Here is a 19,474-nt window from a genome sequence, read left to right as displayed (position 1 = left end):
GCTGGATCTACACAAACTAGTTACCCGCTCCATTTGTCCTTAGCGTCGGAAACCGATATCAAGCGGGCAAAACCAAATTCCAAGTTGATTAGTGCTTGTTCGTATCGAATAGTTTCGATATCGGCTGTTGCATCTTTAACCACGAAAGTTCGGTAATCTCTTTGAGCTGCGTCCCGTGCTGTACTTTCGACACACATACTGGTTGTGACACCGCATAGTACCAAGTCAGTGATGGAGAGTCGCTTAAGATGGTTTGTGAAATCCTTAGAAAAAAATGCGCTGTATCTATTTTTCTTGATGACTATGTCTTGTTGTAGAGGCCTTAGTTGGGTAACGATTTGATTACTCCATGCGTTAGCAGAAGCTGGTTTAACTGATTTCAATTCGGGCATTATTTCATCAACGATGAAACCCCCATCGGAGTAATCCTCTCGATAGATATGTTGTGTAAATATCACTTGCACATTACTTTGGTGTGCGTACATGATCAGTGATCTGCATTTGTCCACAGTGTCACGACACATTGTTGTGTCAAAACCAAGTTTTGCCATGTGTCCTTCAGATGAGCACCACCCATTTGTCATATCGATGACAATCAGTGCAGTGTTTTCAGTGCGTAATGCCATCAGTATTTCCACCAGTAAGATCTGAGAGGACTAGTGTACTTTTTGAATTGATCGGTGAACAATTTTGAAATCTCTCTTGGGATAGAATGGCGCGAACGACTCATTAAATCAGTCGGGAGTTTTGGGTGTTAACTCGGCCTCTCATGTCGGATTCAAATCGCTGTTCCATTCCAACAGGAGATATCTGTGATTGACGATACTTTTTCACTTTATGATTTAAAGATCGAGTGGCTTGAGGGAGACAGGCCTTGTTGGTGTGGCGCTAAAGCTGGGGATTGCTTCTATTTGAGAGGGGAACATCTAGAATTCCCAGAATCACAAACATGGTCAATTTATACTTTGGCAGCTCTCTTGCCACTTCTTCCTGCTAAACAGAGAGAAACTGATCCCAACGATTGGATGTCAACAGACAATCTTATTGCTTGTCCTGACCCAAATTGTGGTTCTAAATTTAAGATCAATAGACTAAATCGGCGAACATTTTCACATTCCGAAACCACGGCCAACCCACTTCCTAGGAATAAGTCTAAATGAACGTTGAACGTATTGAATTGACAAAGGGATACTCGATCTCACGACTTATCAAGGGCGGTTGGCATCTTGCGGGTGGACATGGCACTGTAGATCCAGCACAAGCAATTAAAGATATGGCTACATTTGTTGAGCATGGAATTACAACTTTCGATTGTGCAGATCACTATACGGGAGTAGAAGAACTCATAGGGAAATTTCGAACCACCTATCCAGAACTGGCAAAATCCGTACAGATACACACAAAGATCGTACCCGATTATGACCGTTTGGCTACAGTTGATCGTCAATATGTAGAAAGCATTATTGATCGTTCACTCAAGAGATTACGGGTCGAGCAACTTGACCTGGTTCAATATTACTGGTGGGACCCGGACAAAACGCCTGGTTTCGTTGAGACGGCACTTGTACTCAATGAACTGAGAGAAGCTGGAAAAATTGCGAGGATCGGAGCTACGAACTTTAATACCTCACATCTGCGCACATTGCTGGAAGCCAATGTTCCAATAGTTACTAACCAGCCGCAATACTCGCTTATAGACGTTCGTCCGGAACAGTCATTCATTCCTTGTAGCTTGGAGAACAACATTAGTCAGCTGTGTTACGGAACTTTGGCTGGTGGATTTATTTCTTCTGATTGGATTGGGAAATCCGAGCCTCTAGAGCCTTTCCCAAATAGGTCCCTAACGAAGTACAAACTAATTATCGAAGACTTCGGCGGGTGGGACACCTTTCAACAACTGCTCAGGTGCTTAAAAACTGTAGCGGATAAGTATGAGGTTACTGTTCCAGTTGTGGCGTTGCGCTGGGTTCTGGATAAACCGGGAGTCGCAGCTGCGATTGTTGGCGCGACGTCCACACTTCACATCACAGAGAACCTTCGGGTATTTGGATTCTCGCTGACGCCTGGCGACAATGATCTACTAGATTCAGCACTAAAGGAACGGTCGGGGCCAGTGGGTGATTGCTATGATCTCGAGCGAGATAAGACTGGGCGCCATGGACAAATAATGCGCTATAACCAGAATCAGTTAACTTAGTTAATTCTGATGAGTCTGAGTCCGAGATTCAATCTAGTTTGAATGTATCGCTGCAAATAGTGAAGACTCAGTATCGCGCTCGAGTTGGCCCACGTCTTCGTTCGAACGACCTACTGTTTCTTGAATGGAGACGAGGTCGGTTGGCGAAAGATTAATCTTAAATGCCGACAGAAGATCTGTTAGTCGTTGCGAGGTAGATAAGCCGACTAGAACCGCACTTGGAAGTCCCATTTGTAGCACCCATCTCAGAGCTACCGCTGAGAGTGAGCAATTTTGTTTAGACGCGATGGTATTTAGGACACCTAACAGAGTCTGGAAGGAATTCCACCCACCCACCATATCGATGATGCACCGATATTCCCGACTAAACCTGATAGCGTTTGAAGGAACGACTAAAGGGTCATGAGCACCGAACCACTTCCGAGCAAGAAATCCGCCCGCCAGTGCACCGTAGGTTAGTAAAGTTATTCCATACTGCTTTGCATAGTTGGCAAGTTGATTTTCTGCTCGGCGATCTAGAATTGAGTAGTGAACCTGGTTTGTTGTTAGAGGAACATTAGTTGATCTTGCTCGGTCCAGAAGATAGACGCCGAAGTTTGTAGTGCCGATGTGATGAATTTTTCCAGCCTTGCGAAGATCACCAATTACCGATAGCGTTTCCTCGAAGCCAGGCACTTCGATGTTCCACCATTGGAGTTGTAACAGGTCCAGTCGAGTGACATTCAATTCTCTCAATGAGCGATCAACAGTATCGACAATTGTGGCTTTACCTGGGACAGAACCTGTAATCGGTGCTGTATATCGGGTATGAATTTGAAGCGTTGAAAATATCTCGCTGGAGAGTGATTGTTTAGCTCTGGCAAGAAATCTACCTAGAAGAGTTTGTCCGTTTTTATAGGTATCTGAAGTTTCATAAGTGGTAATCCCATAGCGACTGAGTCGCAAAAGGTCATTGATCACATTGTCGCCTTGGTTTTGTAACTGCCAGCCTCCGGCAATCAAGCGGCTGACTGAGTAATCTGGGGCAAGTGATACTTTAGGAATCATAGTATTCAGTGAAAACGATTTTTGAGGATATATTGATTAGCTCCTATTAATCGCATTTGTTGGTTCCGATCATAGTAATTGTGCTTCAATCTATGAGTTTATGAGAGTACTCGTAGGATGTAGTCCGTAGTATCCTTGATTGCTCACTCCCGATTGTGTCACTAAACACTTAATGTTCAGGTAGATGGAAAATTCAATGACAGACAAGCCTTATCGAGGGTTTACCAAGGATCAACTGGAGAATCTTTATAACCAAAAACACAGAATCCCACACTATGATGACTATCCGATTAGCTGGAAGCGCGACAGCGACCGTGCTCGGGCAGACTTAGAGACAAAACTTGATGTTTGTTACGGAGACCATAGTCTTGAGACCTATGATGTTTTTCCGGGTGGGTCAGAGTTTCCGGTACACATATTTTTCCATGGCGGGTTTTGGTATTCCCAAGACAAGGCAAATTTTGAGTTTATGGCCCCCGCTTTTGTAGACAAGGGCTGGACGTTTATTGGCGCAAATTATCCGCTTTGCCCAGATGTGACCATGACTGAACTTGTTAACTCGTGTCGCAAAATGGTTCTGGATCTTGTGAGTCGATTGAAAACCTGGGGGATTGACAGCGGAGAGATCAATTTAGCGGGCCACTCCGCGGGTGCTCAGATCGTTGCAATTCTGGCCGCAACCCAGTGGGATCGCTACTCTCACGACCAACGACCGATAATCAGCAGAACTTTGGGTATCAGTGGAATCTACGACCTGCAGCCAGTCGTCTATATCGATCGTAATAGGGAAATAGGTCTGACACAACGCGATGTGGACGAGTTTTCGCCACTGTCCTGTAGTGAAAACTACGCCGGCGACCTGGTTCTGGCTGTCGGTACCCATGAAGGTTTGGAAATGGTCCGACAAACGCATGACTTTGCGATGATGCAAGCTGGCCTCGGAAAGGGTAGTCAATCAGCACTCATTGAAAACGCGAACCATTTTTCAATTCTGGATCACTACGCCGAGCCCGACGGTTTATTGTTCAAACTAGCAACTTCAAATTGAGCATGGAAAATATTCCGACTCAGAGTTGGTTCGTTATACAATCACTTCACGCTTAACGAAATTTATTAGCTATGGTTTGTTTCCTCTACAAATAAAAGGAGTAATGGAGATGAAAATGCGACAAAAGAAGGTTGTGGGGGTGCTGGGCGCCGCTCTATTGTGTATGGCCGGTTCGAGTGGATTCAATGCGTCTCTAGCAGCGTGTGAACATAAGATCGGCGCTGTGCTTTCGCTGACCGGGGCCTATGGTGCGCATGGCGTTCCCATATCAAGGGCGGCTCAGCTTGGAGTTGAGCAAGTCAATGAAGCCAGAGCGGCACTCGGGGTTGGCTGTGATCTCGTATACGACGTTCGAGACTCAAACACCCAAGCCTCCCTTGCTGTGGATGCCGCACGAAAGCTGATTGATCTTGAAGGCGTAACTGCTTTGGTAGGTCCAGTCTCGTCAGGTATTACTGCTCCGTTACTCAGTTCTGTGACAGTTGAGAATGACGTTCTGGTCATAGCCACAGCATCTACGTCTTCGACGTTTACCAATATGGCGAAAAGAGGAGAGACCAAAGGGCTCTTTTTCCGCACTTTACCGTCAGACTCATTACAGGCAGTCGCTGCTGCCATGATGGCTTACCAGGCAGGATTTCGTAAACCAGCGATTATTTATTTTAACAATGACTGGGGGAAAAATAACAAGGCCGGCTTTATAGATGCATTTAAGGCGTTGGGTGGAGAGATAGCTAATTCCGTTCCATTTAATCCAGATCAACCGACTTACCGGTCCGAAATTACCAAAACACTGGAAGGCGATCCGGATAGCTTATATATGCTCAGCAATACCCAGGATGGCGTCAAACATTTTAGAGATTGGATTCGATTTGATGGACCACAAAATTTCATCATGCCACAAGGTATGAACGACAGCGCATTTGTAGATACCGTCGGTGAAGATCTTTTGAAGAATGCGTGGTTCATTAGTCCTGGAACGCCAGAAAATTCTTCTCTCCAACAGATGGAAGCCGACTTTCAGGTTCGCTGGGACGCGAGTCCCAAAGGTCCCGGACGAAATTCAGGTTATGACGCCGGTGTGCTTATTGGATTGGCGATGGTAGCCGCTGATATGCGTGGCCTCGATACGAGCGGGCCAACGCTTGCCAAGATTGTCCGAGAAATTACGGGTCCAGACGGTGAGCAGCATCATGGTGGTGTTGAGGGATTAAAGTTGGCCATAAGTGCCATCAAAGCTGGTAAGAATATTTGGTATGTTGGCGCAACAGGACCGATTGATTTTGATCCTTATGGCGATGTTGCCGTGCCATTTGTCATGATGAAAATCAAAGATGGCGAATATGTTACTGTCGGCAGTGTATCGCTTGAGGAGGTTTCTGAAGTGAAGGCGAAGGTTCGAGCCATGAACAACTAAACAGGAACAAAATATTCGATCTAAGAGGCCAAGAAGCTAGCTTCTTGGCCTCTTTAATAGTTGAAACAGTTACAACCTACTCTTTATCACTAGGGAGGGTAGTATTAGTCGGATTCACGAATTTCTACACCATGCTAACTGTTGAGAATCTAACAAAAGAATTTGACGGCTTGACTGCGGTGAGTGGCCTCGGATTCACCGTTGAGCCGAATACGATTACGGGCTTGATTGGACCGAATGGAGCCGGGAAAACAACAACATTCAATATGATCGCTGGTCATCTTACTCCTTCGAGTGGCGCAGTATTTTTTAATGAGCATGAGATCACAGGCCTTAGACCATATCAGACTTTTCAGCTCGGCATTGTTCGCACGTTCCAGATTCCTAGACCATTTTCAGGAATGACAGTTCTTGAAAACCTGACTATGGTCCCACGCAAACAAATTGGCGAAAAGCTCTGGAACAACTGGTTGCAGAACAGTGCAGTAAAAAAGGAAGAGCTCAAAATAAAAGACAAAGCCAAGGATTTGCTGGAATTTTTAAATCTGGCTGATCTTCAGAATGAGTTTTCAGGGAATCTCTCAGGCGGACAATTGAAGCTCCTGGAACTTGGCAGAGCGTTGATGTCTGATCCTAAGCTTATCCTACTAGATGAGCCAGCTGCAGGTGTGAACCCAATTTTACTGGAAGAAATAATCGATCGAATAAAAGATATACACCGTCAAGGAGTGACGTTTCTGATCATTGAGCACAACATGGAACTTGTGATGCGATTGTGCTCATCTATTCTAGTTATGGCCGATGGCGATATGCTGATGCAAGGTAGTCCGGAAGAAATTCGTTCAGATCCTCGCTTGATAGATGCATTCTTGGGTAGTGAGGCATCTCCAAGGAACAACTAATACAAGATTGGTTATAGAACACTAGAGGTGTTGGTGCTTTATTATTTTGCACCAACAGTCACCGTGAATAATTCTGATCCCAGCTCAGGTAAAGCCATTCTCCAAGTCAGTAACCTTGTGGCCGGATACCAACGCGTGTTGCCGATTGTTATCGATGTGTCACTGGAAGTTATCCAGGGTGAAATTCTTACATTGTTAGGTCCGAACGGTGCCGGAAAGTCAACGTTAATAAAGGGGATCTGTGGGCTGATAGAAGTAATATCGGGTGAAATATTGTTTCAGGGTGAAAATATATCCGAGTTGGAAACGTATGAAATCATTGAGCGCAGGGTGGCTTATGTGCCCCAGACAGAAAATGTATTTGCGAAACTGACGGTTTTGCATAATCTAGATTTAGGCGCGATATTAAACACGCAAGCCTATGCTGAAAGGCTAGAGAAAGTCTTCGAATTATTTCCCGATCTAAGCAGATTCAGAGACACCACTGCTGGAAAACTATCTGGGGGTCAGAGACAGATGCTTGCGTTAGGTCGTGCACTCATGGCCGACCCCGTGTTACTGCTTATTGATGAACCTTCGGCAGGATTGTCTCCCGTCCTTAGAAATCAGGTCTTCCAGCATGTCGTCCAAATTCGAGACAGTGGTGTAACTGTGGTCATGGTCGAACAGAATGCACGCGCTGCACTTTCTGTCTCCGACCGTGGGGCTATCTTAGCGAATGGCCGTCTTCGACTGGTAAAAAATGCTCGCGAGCTTTTAGAGGACCCCGAAGTTGCCGAAATTTATTTTGGAGCCGGTTCAATGGCACGAGCATCATGATTCAGTACTTTATCGACGGCCTTGTTAGCGGTTCAATCATCGCACTTGGTGCCGTAGGCCTCAGCATTGCCTACAACGTATTACGATTTGCAAATTTTGCTCAAGGTGAAATTCTTGCAATTGGTGCATACATCTCCATGGCATTTATCGTGTTGATGGGCGCAGGGATTGGATCTATTGGCCCCATCTCATTTGGATGGCCTTTGCTTGGCTCAATAGTGTTTTCCATTGCGGTTACTAGTGTCATTGTCCTCGTGGTCGATTCGGTGCTTTTCCGTGTGCTCAGAGAGAGAGCAGCATCTCGAATTACATTCATAATTGCTGCATTTGGGTTATCGCTGATCATCCGAAATGTCATCACGCTGGTTGCGGGTGCGGACCAGATGTTCCTAAGCTTTTACATCCCACGAGCAATTCCGATATTTGGTGACATCAAGGTAGTACCAGATGACATTGTCATTCTTGTTATCACAGCTATTTGTGTGGTTTCCCTACATTCGTTTTTATCCATAACCACGATGGGCAAGAAAATGCGGGCGGTTGCAGAGAATCCAATCTTGGCGATGGTTAATGGCATTAACGTGAAATCTGTTATTCGATGGTCTTGGGTAATTGGTGCGTCGCTGTCGGCAATTGCGGGAACGCTACATGCTCATGTCACACAACTTGATCCCGAAATGGGGTTCGAACTCATACTCCCGATGTTTGCGGCGTTGATCGTGGGGGGTGTGACGAATGTCTATGGAGCGGTGCTCGGTGGATTCTTGATTGGTTTGACGGAAGCCTTTGCGGTCGCCGCAGATCTTTCTGCTTATCGTGGCGCGATATCATTTCTAATCATGATTGTTGTCCTAATTGTGAGACCTCAGGGAATCATAGGTGAGAAAGAAAGAGATGATTGATATCCTGTCATTTTTTATTTTCTTTTTCATTATTTGTTCTTTTTATATCATCAGTTCTCTAGGATTAAACATCCAATATGGGTTTACCGGCATGTTTAATGTTGGTATCGCGGGCTTCTTTGCAGTTGGGGCGTATACCAGTGCAATTATTACCGGTCCTGATTACCCGGATACCATGTTCGGTGGTTTCGAATTGCCTATACTTCTAGGCTGGATATGCGCGATTGTGGTTTCTGGTCTAGCTGGAGTGTTGGTTGGTTTGGTGACTTTGAGATTGCGAGAAGATTTTCTTGCGATTTCCACATTTGGAATAGCAATAAGTATTCAGTTGGTGGCGCTTAATGCAGAGTCGGTGACACGCGGGCCAAACGGGCTGTATGCACTACCCAAGCCATTTTCTCGATTCTTAGACTCTGCATTCATGAGCAATTTGTGCTATCTCATCATCTGTATCGTGACCATAGTATTCATTTACTACGCTCTTGAGCGTGTCGTGAAATCTCCCTGGGGCAGGGTGCTTCGTTCAATCAGAGAGGATGAAGTCGCCGCCGAGGCTTTGGGAAAAAATGTATTTTTGTTTCGTCTGCAAGCCTTTGTTCTTGGTTGTGGAATCATGGGATTGGCGGGTGCGATGTACGCAAATTTTGTCCGATTTATCAGTCCGCAAGATTTCTTGCCGATATTCACAATTCAGGTGTATGTGATGTTGATCGTTGGTGGAAAAGGCAACAACCTAGGTGCCATCGTCGGCGCAATTGTCATCTGGGGGTTGTGGTCTGCAAGTGATAGTCTAATCAATTTTATCGTAACCCCCGACTATCAGACACAAGCGGCATCCCTGCGAATAATTATTGTGGGGATGGTATTGGTGCTTATGCTGGTCTTTAGACCATCAGGAATATTACCCGAGAAAAAACACCTTTCGAGTTAGAGACTGTAATTCTGGATAACCAATTCTTTCTCTGGTCTCAATATCGATAATAAGCAATGTTAAGTCCGATATATGGCATATCGAAACTACAGTAGCGATCAGCTTGAGGCACAGTTTGTCCTCGACAGCGTGCCTTTTTTAGACTCATTGTTTGAGAGAAGGCTTGAAAGAAGTGTCCGGTCGCGGACAAGACTTGAACCGGTATTGAATGTACCCTACAGCACACATCAAGAGCAGATGTTAGATATTTTTCTTGATAAGACTATTGAGCAAAATGGTTGTGTTCAGATGTTTATCCATGGTGGATTCTGGCATTCACTGGATGCAAAGGCCTTCAGTTTTGTTGCTGATGGGTTCTGTGAAGATGGAACAGTTGTGATTGTCATCGACTATCCAATGCTTCCAGAAGCTAACTTCCCGATCATTATTGACTCTTGTCAGCGAGCTGTTCAATGGATATATGAGCATCAGTCAGATCTGAATATTGATCCAACTAACATTTCGATTTCGGGTAATTCGGCAGGAGGTCATCTGGTAACTTTGCTAATGGATAGATTATGGCCTGTGGAAAAGGGTCTTCCTGCTGATGTTATTTCTACAGGTTGTGCGATCAGCGGATTGTATGATCTAGAACCTGTCCGACAGAGTACTAAGAATAAAATACTATGTATTTCCGAGGACGATGTTCGCATGTATAGCCCCATTCACAATGTTCCGAGCGAAGCTGGAGAATTGCTATTCATTGTGGGTGGGAATGAGACCGAAGAATTTTTATTCCAGCAGTTAGAGATAAACGAGAGTTGGTCTGCGGCTGGCCTTAAGAGTTTTGCGACTGTCGTTCCGAATCGTAACCATATTGATATCGTGATGGACGAGTTTGCAGACAACGGCAGTAAAATCAATCGGATGATAAGAAATTTAATGATCAGTGATTAAGGCTGACAAAAATTTCTGAGCAAAGGATGTTACGTACGGTTATTGACATCAAATTAGTCGCTATCATCAGAAACAAATTCGACCAAATAGGATTAGTGATTAGATCAGGGTAAAGCCATATGAAACCAGAACGGTTGTTGTTGTCGCCAAACTACGAGATCAGTCAAGTTATTACGGGTCTATGGCAAGTGGCAGATCTTGAAAAAGATGGGTCCAATCTCGATCTCGAAGCGGCAGCTGAGAATCTTGTTGAATATGCTTTGGAAGGTTTCGACACATTTGATATGGCTGATCACTATGGAAGCGCCGAGTTAATCTCTGGCCGGGCGAGGGAAATACTTCAACTTCGTCAAGAGACTTGCGACAATTTGAACGTAGCGCGGTTTCATACAAAGTGGTGTCCAAAGCCCGGCAGAATGTCACCCAAAGTAGTTCGAGATGCTATTGATGAGCGTGCAGATAGACTTGGTGTTGAATCGGTAGACCTGCTGCAGCTTCATTGGTGGACATTCCAGCACCCAGGATACTTAGATGCTATGGAGGGCCTCATGCTGGCACATGAAGGTGGTCGGATCGCCAATATTGGTTTAACCAACTTTGATACCGATCATTTATTGGTACTCCTTCGTCACGGTTTCCCGGTTGTTTCTAACCAGGTGGTGGTCTCACTGCTGGATCAACGTGCTTTGGGAGATATGACCACGGAGGTGTTGAAAAATGGCATCAAACTTTTTGCATATGGTGTTTTGGCAGGTGGATTTCTTACAGAAAGATGGTTAGACAAGCCGGAACCAGGGAATTCAGAATTGAATGACTGGAGCAAAATGAAATACAAGCGGTTTATAGATGAGACGGGAGGCTGGGAAAACTTACAAATTATCTTGCGAGCACTAACATCTGTTGCACAACGTCACGATGTCTCAGTAGCCAATGTTGCAACTCGCTGGGTTCTGGATCAACCGGCTGTAGGCGCAGTAATTATCGGCGCGAGACTGACCGAAAGCCAGCACCGACAAGATAATCTTACGATATTTTCTTTTGTTTTGGATGAGGAAGACAAGAGTCTGATCGCCGAATCGATGGCTGATATTTGCCGCCTAAAGGGCGACTGTGGTGATGAGTATCGTGAACCTCCTTTTTTGACTGCAACTGGTGATCTTAGTCACCATCTCGATTCGCTGCCTACTGTTTATGAGCCAATTGCTGTACCCGGAAAGACCGACCGCACTCAAGTGTTCAGCGGCACTAAATGGGAAAAGATCTGTGGGCATTCCCGAGCAGTCCGAATTGGAAACCGGATTCTGGTTAGTGGCACGACCGCAACCCACGGTCAGGACGTTATTGTTTGTCGAGGAGACGCTCCGGGGCAGGCGGTATATATACTCGATAAGATTAAGGCTAGTGTCATGTCTCTTGGTGGGTCTCTTTCTGATATCGTCCGCACGCGGGTTTATTTGCAGAACGCAGAAGATTGTGAAGCGGTATCTTTGGTTCATGGCCGTTATTTCGGTGACGTGTGCCCGGCAAATGCGACGTTTGAGATTTCACAGTTGATAGATGATTATCTGGTTGAGATCGAGGCAGAGGCGATAGTCGAAGGATAGGGTGAAATATCGGGCGGATTTCTACTGTTTATCCTTATTATATTGATGACAAAAACTTGAGCAATTCGGAAATCAACTCATCAGGTTTTTCTTCGGGTATAAAATGGCCGCAAGCAAGTGCGCTGCCTCGAACGTCGGGCGCCCGTGCACGCCAAGCCTCCATCATGTCCAGATTCTTCCCAGTTTGCCAACCAGGTCGTTTCGACATTTCGCTACCCCACAGTACCAGCACCGGACAGGATAACTTTGTTCCCCGGTCCGCATTATCGTGTTTCATGTCGAGCGTTACACTGCGGTAGTCTGCGCACATGGCACGCACGGTATCGGGGTCTGAAAAGCAGCGTAGGTATTCTTTATAAGCGGCATCTGTAAAACTGCCCGATACCGATGTCCAGTTTTCCAGAAAGAAGTCGAGAAAAAGTTTAGGATTGGTACTGAATACAATTTCAGGTAGCGGTGATGGTTGCCGCATCAGGTGCCAGTGGAACCAGGAATAGGCGAGCGAGGCATCCATGTTCTCAAAGGCCTCCATCGATGGCATGACATCCAGGTTGGTAAAACTCAGCACAGAATCTGGATGGTCAAGTGCCAGACGAAGTCCAACTCGGACACCGCGGTCGTGACCAACCAGGTGGAACTGCGGATGACCGAGTTGCCGCATCACTGCAATCTGATCCCGGGCGCTGGTCCGTTTGCAATAAGTTGAGAGGTCGTCATTTGACGAAGGTGGTTTCCCGCTGTCGCCATACCCTCTAAGGTCTGGGCAAACGACCGTAAAATTCTCTGCTAGGCGTGGAGCAACTTTGTGCCATTCGACGTGATTCTGTGGGTAGCCGTGCAGCAACAGCAGACCGGGTCCAGAACCACTATGAACGACGTTGATTCGGCAGCCGTTACTGTCTATCTGTGATCGCTCAAAACTTTCGAACATTCAGAAACTCCGATTTGCTTATACTCGTCCGATCATAACCTAAACCCAGGGCGGACCATCAGACGCAGCAGATTGCAATAGCTACCCAGACCTGACCATTGCACACAGCCCGACTATCGTGGATAAAACACATGTATTACGATTCAATTGAAAACAAACACGGCCTCAAGCACGACCCGTTCAAGGCACTGATTGCACCCCGACCGATTGGGTGGATCTCCAGTATCAGTGCAGACGGCATCTGTAATCTTGCGCCGTACAGCTTCTTCAATGCGGTCAGCGACCGGCCTCCTTATGTGATGTTTTCTTCTGCTGACTTCAAGGACAGTGTACGCAACATCGAGCAGACCGGCGAATTCACCTGCTCGATGGCGACCTGGGACACACGCGGGGGTATGAACATCTCTTCAGCATCGGTGCCGGCTGATACTGATGAATTTCCATTGTCGGGTCTGACACCAACTACTTCAAAATTTGTAAAACCGCCTCGGGTTAAGGAGAGTCCCGCCGCGTTCGAGTGCCGCCACTGGAAAACTGTGCCGTTACCCGATGTGGTGCCTGGCACCGAGAACGGTCATTTCGTTGTAATTGGGCATGTTGTCGGCATCTACATCGATGACCAGTTCATTGACGACGGTATGGTCAATACAGGAGCGATGCAACCCATCGCGCGCATGGGTTACATGGAGTACTCGGTGGTGAGACCAGAGACCGTATTTGCCATCAATCGGCCGGCCGTGAATCCCGATGGTACCCTTGCTGATGTTGATCCCGGTGAGTGGGACGGTGTCTATCGCTGACGGCTAACGAGAACGAAAAGGGTATGCAGGATTTTATCGGTGCCAAAGGTGTTATATCGACAGAACGACTTGCCGAGCTGTCGACGCGGCGTAACTGGCCGGGTCTGGTTCAGCTTGCCGGTCACTTCGGCGCGATTGCCGCCACGAGTTGGGGACTGTCTGTTAGCTGGGGCAGCTGGTGGAGTATGCCCCTGTTTATACTCCAAGGCATATTGCTGAACTATCTCTATGCACCCACCCACGAATGTGATCACCTGACTGCTTTCAAGTCACGCTGGCTGAATATCTGGGTGGCGAGGCTGTGTGGTTTCGTTATTTTCAATCCCAGTGACCATCATCGCTGGACACATTTTGTACACCATCGCAACACGCAGGACTGGCAAAAGGACACCGAGCTCGAGCGCCCGGAAATCCGCAGTGCCGGACAGTATCTGCTGGCCTTGAGCGGTTTCCCGCTGATCCGATCAAAGCTCAAAAGAATCTGGTGTCATGCTTTTATTAGCGCAGATGAATGGTATCTGACCCCATCACAGCAGCAGGACGTGAAACAGGCTGCGCGCTGGCATGTGACTGGCTACGCCGTCGCGCTTGGGAGTGCCCTCGTGTTGCAATCGTGGTGGGTGCTGGTGTTCTGGTGGGGTCCGTTTTTTCTGATGCGCTGGTCGTATATGCTGCAGGGGCTCGGAGAGCACACCGGCCTAACACATCAACCACACACCCTGTGGAATACGAGAACTTTCAGCACTAATTGGTTTATGCGATGGGTCAACTGGAACATGACTTATCACTGTGTGCATCATACGTTTCCCGGTGTTCCGTTCTACAGACTGCCTACATTGCATCGGGAAGTGGAGCAGCAGCTGGGCTATGCGCTGCCAAGCACGTCCTATACCAAACTCCATTGGCGACAGTTTTGGGCATTCCGAGAAGGTCGTACCGAACTCGATATTTGTACCGAACATGAAAATCAACTTATAGCAGTAGGCAGGCTAACCGGGTTTCCCTCGAAGCAGGCCTAAGCATCCCCGCTGGCGCCAGAATTAGGCGTGAGGACGGAAACTTTGAATGATGAATGAATTGAAAGGTCTTGCGGGTTTGTTTAGAGTGATTCAAGCAGACCCGTTGATGACTTCAAACATAATATAGGTGATATTCATGCACGACCTGATCATTCGTAATGCCCAGATTGTCGATGGCACAGGAAATCCGGCACAGTGGGGTGACGTTGCGGTAGACGGAGGGCAAATCACTGAGCTCGGCACTGGGCTTGGGGGAGGTGTCGAGGAAGTTAATGCGGACGGATTGACTCTGGCGCCCGGTATTATTGACTTGCATACCCACTACGATGCACAGCTGACCTGGGATTCTTCTGCGAGTCCGTCAACAGGTCTTGGGGTGACCACCGCACTCATCGGTAACTGCGGTTTCACTATTGCGCCATGCAAACCTGAGCACCGAGATCTGACTTTACGCAACTTGACACATGTCGAGGGTATGTCGCTGGATGCATTGCGAACAGGGGTCGACTGGAATTTTGAATCCTATCCCGAGTACCTCGATCTCCTAGAGAGGCGGGGCATGGTGCCGAATGTGGCCTCTTATTGCGGACATTCATCGCTTCGGATGTGGGTGCTGGGTGAAGAGGCATCAACGCGAGCTGCGACACACGATGAGGTTGCGCAGATGAAATCGATCCTCGTTGAAGCCCTGTCGGTCGGTGCAGTCGGTTTTGCGACATCGACTCTGGAACAGCACAACGGTGAGAACGGAATTCCGATGCCATCGCGTCTTGCCGATGAATACGAGATGTTGGAGCTGACTGGCGCCCTTAAGGAAGCAGGTCGAGGTGTTTTTATGCTGACCAAAGGGATGACGACAACGATAGAATTTCTGGAACAGATTTCTGCGAACAATGGCAGGCCGGTCATGATCGCAGCGATGTTCGTGGATCCCAATGATCCTGAACGCGTGTTCCGGGAATTCAGTGAAATAGAAAACGCTCGCAGTCGTGGCCGTGAACTGTGGGGCCAGGTGGGCTGTTTTCCACTGGGTATGGAGTTCACAATAAGGCATCCCTATCCGCTTGAAGCGTTTCTGGCCTGGCGACCTGCGCTTGAAGCTGACGGCGAAGAACGTTTTCGGCAGATACTGGCGGATGTATCATTCCGTGACAAGATCAAGGCAGAAGCACGTACAAAAGGCGTGCCCAACCGCTTTTCCTATCATCAGTTTGATCATTTGACGATCATCAGTGTGATTGAACAGCGACACCAGGACCTGGTTCAGAAAACCGTCGGTCAACTCGCGAACGCAAGCGGGAAGGATCCCTTTGACTGGTTACTGGATTTCGCGCTCGATGATGAGATGGATGCGATGTTCGACTGTAAGCTGTTCAATACTGAAGAAGATCGGGTAAAAGATCTGCTCAATCACCCCCATGCCGCCGTGACACTGTCGGACGCGGGTGCCCATCTGTCGTTTCTTTGTGACGCGGGATTTGGATTGCACCTTCTGGGTCACTGGGTACGGGACAGGGAAGATCTGTCGCTGGAGCAAGCTGTACAGGCAGTGACCAGCCGACCGGCTGATATCTGTCGAATCGCTGATCGAGGTCGGATCGTTGCTGGCCAGCAGGCTGATCTGATGCTTTTTGATCCGTCGACGGTGGGTCGCGGGCCGCGGCGACGGGTGACTGATCTTCCGGGGGGCAACAGCCGGGTCGACACCCCTGCTGTGGGCCTGCATGGACTGTGGGTGAACGGTACACGGGTGGTCGATCAGAATGGACTGATCGCAGATTGTGGTACGCCCGGTCATTTGTTGCGGGAATTCTCTGGTCCAGGTTGATAAAGACTATATCGGTGACCTGACTATCGCCGTTTACCGACTGTGCCGATCTCATGAACGGGCAGGGAAACTCGCACTGCCTGGAGGTAATGAGTTGACAGAAAATATCTTTAACCTTCAAGATCTCTCACAAGGCATCGCCCGAGATCTGGCTTAAGGGTGTATCTACACGGATATTTCCGGGAGATCAGGCCATGTTGTCGGTGGTTCAGCTGGAACCTGGCAGTCAAAGTGAAGTGCATTCACATCCCCCGGAACAATGGGGCGTTATCATTGCGGGTAGCGGCGTTCCAATTCAGGATGGTGTGGAACATCCTGAAACCATCGGCGATTTTTGGCGCACACCAGGTGATGTACCGCATGCATTTCGAGCAGGTCCAGATGGGGCAATGGTGCTGGATATCTTCAGTCCGCCGCGGGACGAATATCGAACGGCCGGGACCGGGGTCTTCGCTCCAGATTCCTGAAGACTGGTCGACTGCCGGCCAAAAGACAATGCTTGCGTGGACTCAATGACACCCCGCGATTACTCTGACCGCGTGATCTAATTCCAATGTTGTTTTCAGCGCTGAAGTCCCGTCGTTACCGGCGTTACTGGTTTGGTTCCATGGGTACCGTGGGTGCCAGTCAGTTGATGCTGATGGCACAGGGGTGGCTGATTTTTGAACTCAGCGGATCGCCGATGGATCTTGGCGTGCTGGGTGCGGCCGTATCCGGACCGGCGATAATCGTTTTATTGTTTGGCGGCGTACTGGCCGACCGATTCGATCGCCGAGTGCTGTTGATGACCACATCGCTGATTACTGCAGTACTGCTGCTGGTTCAGGCGTTCCTCGACTATTCTGGTGTCGTCGAGGTTTGGCATGTCCTTGTGCTGGGTTGTGTGATCGGTATCGTGACGGGGTTTGAATGGCCTGTACGCCAGGCGTTGTTTGCGAAGCTGATTACACCGGACCAGATGATGAGTGCGGTGTCTTTGAATTCTATTCTTTGGCAGGGCAGCCGAATGATCCTACCGGCATTGGCCGGGGTACTGATCGCAGCGGCAGGCACGTCCGTTGTATTTGCATTGGGCGCACTCGGTTTTGTCGGGATGTTTTTCACACTGGTCGGTATGCAGGTAGAGCGTCAGGCGGCAGCGACTGGCGGTACTGGGCAACAGTTCGCCGAAGGTATCCGTTTTATTTTTACTAACCGGACATTTTTGGTGCTGATTCCCTTGACCTGGGTCTGGATGTTCTTTGGGTTTTCATTCAATCAGTTGATGCCAGTGTTCGCCAACAGCCTGGGCACCCAGGAAATCGGGTTTGGTGCACTGATGTCCGCTGTTGGGCTGGGTTCGGCAGTGGGCACTGTGCTGGTCTCATCGTTTCAGCAGCACCGACATCTTGGCGTCGCCATGCTGGCAGGCCTTCTGTGTGGGGGGGTCGCCTTGATAGGATTTGGACTCACGGTAGCTTACGGTACTGCACATCTGGCTTTTGAGACTGCACTGGCCTGTACGTTTTTTGTCGGCGTTTTCGGTTCGGTGTATTTGATCACCTCGATGACGGTGCTCCAGATAGCGGTACCCGATGCGCTAAGGGGTCGTGTGATGGGAATTCACATCATCAGTTTCTACCTGATGCCGCTGGGGGGATTGTTTGTGGGTGCGATCGCATCTACTTATAACGCATCGATCGCCGTGATCGTGGGTGCTGGTGTGGTGCTGGTTGTGACAATTGCCGTCATGATCAGTCAACATAACATTCGCCGGATTGATGGCCGTGAACTGTCCGAGACGGTCCCGAACAACCGCAGGCCAGCGGGGTCGGTGCGCGCCTCATGACCGACCGGGTTGAGGTTGCAGTCATTGGTGCCGGTGCAGCAGGCCTGGCGGCAGCGATAGCATTGACCGCCCGAGGTGTACCCTACGTGTTGCTTGAAGCATCTCACCGGATCGGTGGGCGCGCGCACACCGAGTATCCACCGGATGGTGCAGCATTTGATCTCGGCTGCCACTGGATGCATTCCGCCAGTATCAATCCCTTTGTTCCAATTGCTGACCAGTATTCAATCCGCTATGAGAAGCGTGATGGTTATGGACCGGAAGAGGGCTATTTCAGGGGCGGTCAGTGGGTGTCTGAACCGGCGCTTGAGTCTTTGGAGGAAGAATTCGAGGCCGCTGAAGCAGTGCTAGCACAGGCGTGGTCGGACGGTCTGGACAAGTCTGTTGCTGAGGTGACAGAACGCGACGGCGAATGGACATCTGTACTTGACTACTACACGGCACTGAATACGTCGTCTGATTCCGATCAGGTTTCCATAGGTGACATGGTTAGTTATGAAGATACCCACGAAAACTGGCCTGTTGTAGACGGTTACGGCCAACTGGTCGAACGTTGGGGCTCTGGTGTACCCGTTTCGTTGAATACGGAGGTCAGGACCATTCACTGGGGCGATGCGGGCGTGCGCGTGGAAACAACACGCGGTGATGTACAGGCCCAGCGGGTCATTATCACTGTATCAACAGGTATTTTGGACTCTGGCGCGCTTCGTTTTCTGCCAGAGTTGCCTGGCAGCAAGCAGAGCGCCATCGCTGCCCTGCCCTTGGGCAACTACAACCATATCAGGTTCTGGCTCGATCACCGGCTTTTCCCGGCAGATGTACCCGAGCGCGTGGTGGTCCAGGTCGATCACGATGCCCCGATTTTGCTCAACCTACGCCCCCACGGATTTGACTGTGTCATCGGGATCGTAGCGGGTCGTTATGCAGACTGGCTGGAACGATCGGGACCGGCGGCTTCGGCAGCTGTGGTCAAAGAGGCTCTGAGTTGTGCCTTTGGCCATGACATAGTGCGCCACATCAAGGGTGATCGACAGTCCGCATGGCGCGGAAACCCGTTTGTGCGCGGTGCGTATTCAAGCGCCAGTCCCGGACAGTTCAATCAGCGTGCTGTGCTCGCTGAAACGATTGCGGAGCGCCTGTTTTTTGCCGGTGAAGCGACATCGCTTAACCATTTCTGTACCTGTCACGGCGCCCTGATGAGTGGTGAACTGGCCGTTCAGAAAGTGCTGGCAGCGATGGCATCGACATAAGGCTGGGACGAGATT

Annotated in this window: 19 protein-coding genes; 16 read left to right on the top strand and 3 right to left on the bottom strand. The window is 48.7% G+C overall.

Annotated elements, in window-relative coordinates; all coding sequences use genetic code 11:
* Window positions 1-20 precede the first annotated feature (20 nt).
* Window positions 21-626, bottom strand: coding sequence for a cysteine hydrolase (locus MK323_07545; protein MCH2482015.1), 606 nt, complete (start codon window positions 624-626; stop codon window positions 21-23).
* 186 nt (window positions 627-812) lie between these two features.
* Between MK323_07545 and MK323_07540 the strand changes: the two genes are divergently transcribed.
* A complete protein-coding gene (locus MK323_07540; GenBank protein ID MCH2482014.1) occupies window positions 813-1,160 on the top strand; it encodes a TIGR04076 family protein in 348 nt (115 codons plus the stop codon).
* On the top strand, window positions 1,157-2,197 hold the full coding sequence (locus MK323_07535) for an aldo/keto reductase (protein MCH2482013.1): 1,041 nt from the start codon (window positions 1,157-1,159) through the stop codon (window positions 2,195-2,197). The genes MK323_07540 and MK323_07535 overlap by 4 nt, the downstream gene beginning before the upstream one ends.
* Window positions 2,198-2,230: 33 nt before the next feature.
* On the opposite strand, the gene MK323_07530 is transcribed toward MK323_07535, so the two are convergent.
* The gene (locus MK323_07530; protein ID MCH2482012.1) at window positions 2,231-3,244 is read right to left on the bottom strand and encodes an aldo/keto reductase; all 1,014 of its coding nucleotides are present in this window, start codon (window positions 3,242-3,244) and stop codon (window positions 2,231-2,233) included.
* A 196-nt stretch (window positions 3,245-3,440) separates the two neighbouring features.
* On the opposite strand from MK323_07530, the gene MK323_07525 reads away from it, so the two are divergent.
* The 8 genes from MK323_07525 (at window position 3,441) to MK323_07490 (ending at window position 11,803) form a co-directional block, all read left to right on the top strand.
* Complete coding sequence (locus MK323_07525) at window positions 3,441-4,292, top strand: alpha/beta hydrolase (protein ID MCH2482011.1); 852 nt, start codon at window positions 3,441-3,443, stop codon at window positions 4,290-4,292.
* Window positions 4,293-4,401: 109 nt separating this feature from the next.
* Complete coding sequence (locus MK323_07520; protein MCH2482010.1) at window positions 4,402-5,709, top strand: ABC transporter substrate-binding protein; 1,308 nt, start codon at window positions 4,402-4,404, stop codon at window positions 5,707-5,709.
* Between the two features lie 131 nt (window positions 5,710-5,840).
* The gene (locus MK323_07515) at window positions 5,841-6,611 is read left to right on the top strand and encodes an ABC transporter ATP-binding protein (GenBank protein MCH2482009.1); all 771 of its coding nucleotides are present in this window, start codon (window positions 5,841-5,843) and stop codon (window positions 6,609-6,611) included.
* Between the two features lie 63 nt (window positions 6,612-6,674).
* Entirely contained in the window at window positions 6,675-7,430 is a 756-nt protein-coding gene (locus MK323_07510) for an ABC transporter ATP-binding protein (GenBank protein ID MCH2482008.1), read from the top strand.
* Complete coding sequence (locus tag MK323_07505) at window positions 7,427-8,332, top strand: branched-chain amino acid ABC transporter permease (GenBank protein ID MCH2482007.1); 906 nt, start codon at window positions 7,427-7,429, stop codon at window positions 8,330-8,332. The genes MK323_07510 and MK323_07505 overlap by 4 nt, the downstream gene beginning before the upstream one ends.
* Window positions 8,310-9,263, top strand: a complete 954-nt coding sequence (locus MK323_07500) for a branched-chain amino acid ABC transporter permease (protein ID MCH2482006.1) — start codon at window positions 8,310-8,312, stop codon at window positions 9,261-9,263. Before MK323_07505 ends, MK323_07500 begins: the two co-directional genes overlap by 23 nt.
* A gap of 72 nt (window positions 9,264-9,335) precedes the next feature.
* Complete coding sequence (locus MK323_07495; protein MCH2482005.1) at window positions 9,336-10,199, top strand: alpha/beta hydrolase; 864 nt, start codon at window positions 9,336-9,338, stop codon at window positions 10,197-10,199.
* A gap of 119 nt (window positions 10,200-10,318) precedes the next feature.
* Window positions 10,319-11,803: an aldo/keto reductase gene (locus MK323_07490; protein ID MCH2482004.1), complete on the top strand. Its 1,485-nt coding sequence runs from the start codon at window positions 10,319-10,321 to the stop codon at window positions 11,801-11,803.
* Window positions 11,804-11,840: 37 nt separating this feature from the next.
* Here MK323_07490 and MK323_07485 read toward each other — a convergent pair whose 3' ends face one another.
* A complete protein-coding gene (locus MK323_07485) occupies window positions 11,841-12,734 on the bottom strand; it encodes an alpha/beta hydrolase (protein ID MCH2482003.1) in 894 nt (297 codons plus the stop codon).
* A gap of 131 nt (window positions 12,735-12,865) precedes the next feature.
* Here MK323_07485 and MK323_07480 point away from each other — a divergent pair, with 131 nt between their 5' ends.
* The 6 genes from MK323_07480 (at window position 12,866) to MK323_07455 (ending at window position 19,459) form a co-directional block, all read left to right on the top strand.
* Window positions 12,866-13,534, top strand: a complete 669-nt coding sequence (locus MK323_07480) for a flavin reductase family protein (protein ID MCH2482002.1) — start codon at window positions 12,866-12,868, stop codon at window positions 13,532-13,534.
* 23 nt (window positions 13,535-13,557) lie between these two features.
* A complete protein-coding gene (locus tag MK323_07475; GenBank protein MCH2482001.1) occupies window positions 13,558-14,553 on the top strand; it encodes a fatty acid desaturase in 996 nt (331 codons plus the stop codon).
* Between the two features lie 136 nt (window positions 14,554-14,689).
* Window positions 14,690-16,381, top strand: a complete 1,692-nt coding sequence (locus tag MK323_07470; GenBank protein ID MCH2482000.1) for an amidohydrolase family protein — start codon at window positions 14,690-14,692, stop codon at window positions 16,379-16,381.
* 194 nt (window positions 16,382-16,575) lie between these two features.
* Window positions 16,576-16,848, top strand: coding sequence for a cupin domain-containing protein (locus MK323_07465; protein MCH2481999.1), 273 nt, complete (start codon window positions 16,576-16,578; stop codon window positions 16,846-16,848).
* Between the two features lie 86 nt (window positions 16,849-16,934).
* Entirely contained in the window at window positions 16,935-18,209 is a 1,275-nt protein-coding gene (locus tag MK323_07460; protein ID MCH2481998.1) for an MFS transporter, read from the top strand.
* On the top strand, window positions 18,206-19,459 hold the full coding sequence (locus MK323_07455) for an FAD-dependent oxidoreductase (GenBank protein ID MCH2481997.1): 1,254 nt from the start codon (window positions 18,206-18,208) through the stop codon (window positions 19,457-19,459). Before MK323_07460 ends, MK323_07455 begins: the two co-directional genes overlap by 4 nt.
* Window positions 19,460-19,474 lie beyond the last annotated feature (15 nt).

Source organism: Gammaproteobacteria bacterium (assembly GCA_022450155.1).
Lineage (GTDB): Bacteria > Pseudomonadota > Gammaproteobacteria > Arenicellales > UBA868 > REDSEA-S09-B13.
Note: the sequence above shows the minus strand (reverse complement) of the source record. Positions and strands in the feature narration are given on the sequence as shown.